Consider the following 4,902-nt stretch of genomic DNA (forward strand, 5'->3'; position numbering starts at 1 on the left):
GCCACTCGCCACCAGAGCAAGCTCCGTGCTGCCGTTCGACTTGCATGTGTAAGGCATGCCGCCAGCGTTCAATCTGAGCCAGGATCAAACTCTTTAGTTTAATCTCTGTTTTTGCCGACCTGGCTTTGACACCAAACCGGCTGGTTCGCTCTTCTCAAAAATACTGACAGTATTTCTACTGAATATTTCTTTGTTGAGCATTTAATGCTTTTTGTTGCAGCATCAAACGCCCACATTTATCGACTGTGAATTTTTAAAGATCTGGTACTACTTGCTGCGAATCGTTTTGTTCGTCAGCGAAGAGACAAGATTATGCCGTGTGGCTTTCATCTCGTCAACCCTCTTTTTTCAACTGCTACAATCTCGTCCTCAAAAACCTCGGCAAAATGCTATGAATAATAAGATGACAGGCCGCAGCGGCTTCAGTTCCAGCTTCGGCGTATTGGCCGCCACACTGGGCTCCGCAGTTGGTCTCGGTAATATCTGGAAGTTCCCTTCCCTCACCGGCGCCAACGGCGGCGCCGGTTTTCTGCTGGTGTATCTGCTGGCCACATTGCTGATCGGCTTACCGGTCATGATCGCGGAAATCACCATGGGCCGCGCCGCCAAGGCTAATCCCATCACCACGCTGCAAAGCCTGGCGCCAAAAAAAAGCCTGCCATGGTGGCTGGTCGGCGCGGCCGGCATGCTGGCCGCCTTCCTGATCCTGTCCTTCTATTCGGAAGTGGTGGCCTGGGTGTTTGCCTATGTGTTCAAAGCCATCGGCGGCAGCATCCTCAGCAGCGACCGTCATGTGACTGAAGCAGCCTTCGGCGCACTGATCAGCGATCCGCTGCAGTCGCTGCTGTGGCAATGGGGCGTGCTGGTGCTGATCGGCGGCATCCTGCTGATGGGCGTCACCAAGGGCATCGAAGGCATCACCAAGAAACTGATGCCGGCGCTGTTCCTGCTATTGCTGCTGCTGTGCGCGGCCAGCCTGACGCTGCCCAAGGTGGCGGAAGCCATCACCTTCCTGTTCAAGCCAGACTTCAGCAAGATCACTGCGGGCGTGATTCTGACCGCGATGGGCCTGGCCTTCTTCAAACTGTCGCTGGGCATGGGCACCATGATGACCTATGGCTCCTACTTCCGCGACGACCAGAACATCCCTTCCACCACCATGCGCGTAATGCTGGCCGACCTGTTTGTCTCCATGCTGGCCGGCATTGCCATCTTTCCGGCGGTGTTCAGCTTCGGCTTTGAGCCATCGGCCGGGCCATCGCTGGTGTTCATCACGATTCCGGCGGTATTCTCGCAAATCCCCGGCGGCCAGCTGCTGATGATCGCCTTCTTCGCGCTGGCTTCGGTGGCCGCCACCGGCGCCATGCTGTCGATGATGGAGGTGCCGGTGGTGATCCTGCACGAACGCTTCGGCATGAGCCGCGCCAAGGCCACCGTGCTGACCATCGCCATCCTGATGGTGCTGGGTTCCAGCTGCGCGCTGACCAATAGCGTACTGGCCAACTTCAAGCTATTCGGCATGAATATGTTCGACCTGTTCGACTTCGCATCTTCCAACGTGCTGCTGCCGCTGGGTGGCATTTCGCTAGCCTTGTTTGTGGGCTGGGTGTGGGGCCGTGACAACTTCCAGCGCGCGCTGTCCAACCAGGGCGCGCTGCATAACGCCACAGTGACAGGCGTGGTGTTTTTCCTGCTGCGCTATGTGTCGCCGCTGCTGATCCTGGTGGTGATGCTGAAAGGCCTCGGCTTGTTCTAGAGCCCGTTATATACTGGCCGCACCGTGTAAATATCAGGGTGCGCGATGAACCAGAGCGAGGTCCCCGTGGTGCCGATGCCGACGATACTCATCGTCGACGACTCGCCGTCGTACCTGTCGGCGCTGCTGGACCGGCTGGAACGGCATGGCTTCCTGATCGTGCTGGCGCAGACGGCGGCCGAAGGCCTGATGCGCGCCGAGTTCGCCGAACCGGATCTGATCCTGCTGGACGTGGTCATGCCCGATATCGACGGCTTTGAAACCTGCCGGCGCCTCAAGGCCGGCAAGAACACCAAGGACGTGCCGGTGATCTTCATGACCGGCCTGACCGATCCCAAACAGAAAGTCACCGGCTTCGACGCCGGTGGTGTCGACTACATCACCAAGCCTTTCCAGATCGAAGAAGTACTGGCGCGCATCAACACCCACCTGGCGCTGCGCCGCGCCAACCGCGAATTGCAGGACATGATCGCCATGCTGGCGCGGGCGCGCGAAGACCTGGTGCGCAACGAGAAGCTGGCGGGACTGGGCGCACTGGTGGCCGGCATTGCGCACGAGCTGAACACGCCGATCGGCAACAGCCTGATGGCCTCCACCACCTTCGAGATGCAGACCGACGAGATACACCGCCACCTGACTGGCGCGGGCGGCGTCACCCGCAAGGAGTTCGCCCACTACATCGAGAACGCGCGGCTGTCGGTCGACATCCTCAGCCGCAATCTGCATCGCGCGGCCGACATCGTCACCAACTTCAAGCAGGTGGCGGTGGACCAGACCAGTTCACAGCGGCGCAGCTTTCTGCTGGCGGAAGTCATCGCCGGCAATCTGCTGACCTTGCAGCCGACCATCAAGCGCACGCCGTTCCTTATCCAGCAGCAGGTGCCGGCGGACTTGATGATGGAGAGTTATCCGGGTCCGCTGGGCCAGGTGGTGACCAACCTGATCAACAACGCCATCCTGCACGGCTATGAGGGCCGTAGCGAAGGCGTGATTGCGGTCGCCGCACAATTGTCGGCGCAGGGCTGGGTGAGACTGAGCGTGGAAGACCACGGCGTCGGTATTCCGCGCGGCGATCTGCAGCGCATCTTCGATCCGTTCTTTACCACCAAGATGGGGGTCGGCGGCTCCGGCCTGGGCCTGAATATCGTGCACAACATCGTCAGCGAAATTCTCGGCGGCCGCATCGACGTCAGCAGCGAAGTGGGTGGCGGCACCCGCTTCACGCTGACCTTGCCGATGTCGGCGCCGCTCAGGTAGAAGCTTACTCCTGCGACCAGATCGCCAGCACGCCGTCGCTGACGCCGCTCTTGCGATTGCCGAGGTGCTGCACCACGAAGTAGCCGGTGCTGTCATCCGCGCGCACATAGCTATAGGCAGTGAAGGACAGCCACTTGCCGGTCGACAGGTCAGGCAGCACCTGGCCATTGAGGACGCTGGTGACCGCGGCGGCATCGAAAGTCAGCAGGCCGCTGCTGCTCGGGAAGCTGCCATTGCCGCTGGCGTCAAAACTGAAGCGGGTGACATTGCTGCCGCCGGTCGCGCAGTTCTCACGGTAGATGCTGAGCGTCTGTCCGGCCAGCTGGCTGGCGTTGCTCAGCTGGCGCGCCGAACGCGCCACCAGCACATCGGTGGATTTGGTGACATCGCCGTTCGGCGTGGCCACCGCCGTGCACAGCATGGCGACCTCCGGCGTGACGCTGCCGGCAGGCAGGCCGGCATTGGACAACACCGGCGCTGAATACACCGGTGCGCGCGTGTTCGGGTCGCGCGTCCAGGTCACCGTCTGCGGAATTTCCCCATACACGGTCTTGCCATTGGCCCCTGGGGGCGCGACGCCAAAGCTGACGTAGCTGGAATAGGCGGGGTAAGCCGGCGCGTTACTCATGTCCTGCAAATAATGGAAGCCAGCGTAGCGCTTCACCACCAACTGCTCGGCGCCACCGCCCAGCGCGACGATGAAGTCATCGATCTGCTTCTGGAAAGCGGCCATGTCAGTGCTGTCGGTAATCGTCGCCAACAGATCGCGCGCGCCCTGGTTGGCCGAGCGGCCGTCATAGGCGACGATTTCCTGTTCCTGGTCGAGTGCGGCGGTGAAGTAGAGCGCAGCTTGCAGTTTCTTGCCCAGCACGGCTGCGTCGCTGTTTTGCGCGCCCTGCAATATGCGCAGCAGCACCTGCGCGCGGGTCAGCTCCTTGCGATCAATAAAACCGGCCCAGAACTCGCGTCCAGCCGCTTCCGCGTTGCGGTTGAAGGCATTCAGGTAAACCGCGTTGACGAAGGAGTTATTGTTGCCGGTATAGAGGTCCTGCGATTCGGTGCTATCGGCAAAGGCATCGACGATGCGGCGGATGTCGGCATTGCCGGTGTAGTTCAGGCTCAGCTCAAGCGTGGTCAGCGGCAGGCTGGCATTGCTGAAATTCTTGCGCCAGAACGGCAAACCAGGCGCATCGGCCGGGCGGCCAAAGAAGCCCAGGTACATGCTTTGCACCAGCTCGGTGTATTGCTCGGGTGCCGCCGAGGCGCCTTGCACGGAGCGCGCGCCCATGGCGGCGCTCTTGGGTGTATTGGATGTGGTATCGGAACCGCCGCACGCGGCAAGCAGCACAGCCAGGGTAAGAGATGACGCCAGGGTCTTTTTCATTCGCTTCCTCACTTAAAAAGAAGCTAATCATACCTTTTTTGTAACTAGGCGGAAATAAAAAAAGCCCGCACAGGATGCTGAGCGGGCTTTTTTCTTTGAATAACTAGCTTGACGATAACCTACTTTCACACTGGTTGCAGCACTATCATCGGCGTAGAGTCGTTTCACGGTCCTGTTCGGGATGGGAAGGGGTGGGACCGACTTACTATGGTCATCAAGCTTTAACTTGTACTAGCATTCACGTCTTTCTCCGTGAAGCCATGAAATCTGGAAGACAGTATTATAAACGATTTATATCGTTTATGCAGTAATTGTTTTAGGTAATGAAGTGATATCAACGAACGTTTCAACGTACTTCTTATTCATCTATAACCTGCTAAGGTTATAGGGACAAGCCGTACGGGCAATTAGTATCAGTTAGCTTAATGCATTACTGCACTTCCACACCTGACCTATCAACGTCCTGGTCTCGAACGACCCTTCAAAGAGCTCAAGGCTCTGGGAA

Annotated in this window: 3 protein-coding genes and 3 rRNA genes; 2 read left to right on the top strand and 4 right to left on the bottom strand. The window is 58.9% G+C overall.

Annotated features, from left to right (window positions below; all coding sequences use genetic code 11):
* Positions 1-100, bottom strand: a 16S ribosomal RNA gene (locus KW842_RS27070); the annotation flags it as partial.
* Positions 101-391: 291 nt separating this feature from the next.
* On the opposite strand from KW842_RS27070, the gene KW842_RS27075 reads away from it, so the two are divergent.
* Both KW842_RS27075 and KW842_RS27080 read left to right on the top strand, forming a co-directional pair.
* Positions 392-1,756 (top strand): sodium-dependent transporter, encoded by a 1,365-nt coding sequence (locus KW842_RS27075; RefSeq protein WP_218307293.1) that lies wholly within the window; start codon positions 392-394, stop codon positions 1,754-1,756.
* A gap of 45 nt (positions 1,757-1,801) precedes the next feature.
* Complete coding sequence (locus tag KW842_RS27080; protein ID WP_218307295.1) at positions 1,802-3,013, top strand: sensor histidine kinase; 1,212 nt, start codon at positions 1,802-1,804, stop codon at positions 3,011-3,013.
* A 4-nt stretch (positions 3,014-3,017) separates the two neighbouring features.
* On the opposite strand, the gene KW842_RS27085 is transcribed toward KW842_RS27080, so the two are convergent.
* From KW842_RS27085 to KW842_RS27095, 3 genes are all read right to left on the bottom strand, one after another.
* Positions 3,018-4,397, bottom strand: coding sequence for a DUF4214 domain-containing protein (locus KW842_RS27085; RefSeq protein ID WP_218307297.1), 1,380 nt, complete (start codon positions 4,395-4,397; stop codon positions 3,018-3,020).
* 106 nt (positions 4,398-4,503) lie between these two features.
* A 5S ribosomal RNA gene (rrf, locus tag KW842_RS27090) occupies positions 4,504-4,616 on the bottom strand.
* A gap of 167 nt (positions 4,617-4,783) precedes the next feature.
* Positions 4,784-4,902, bottom strand: a 23S ribosomal RNA gene (locus KW842_RS27095); the annotation flags it as partial.

It is taken from the genome of Duganella sp. sic0402, assembly GCF_019219065.1.
Classification (GTDB): Bacteria; Pseudomonadota; Gammaproteobacteria; order Burkholderiales; family Burkholderiaceae_D; genus Rugamonas.

What these genes read in the sequence shown, in the direction of transcription:
- KW842_RS27075 (WP_218307293.1), top strand. Translation starts at nt 392, where the DNA reads ATGAATAATAAGATGACAGGCCGCAGCGGCTTCAGTTCCAGCTTCGGC.
- KW842_RS27080 (WP_218307295.1), top strand. Translation starts at nt 1,802, where the DNA reads ATGAACCAGAGCGAGGTCCCCGTGGTGCCGATGCCGACGATACTCATC.
- KW842_RS27085 (WP_218307297.1), bottom strand. Translation starts at nt 4,397, where the DNA reads ATGAAAAAGACCCTGGCGTCATCTCTTACCCTGGCTGTGCTGCTTGCC.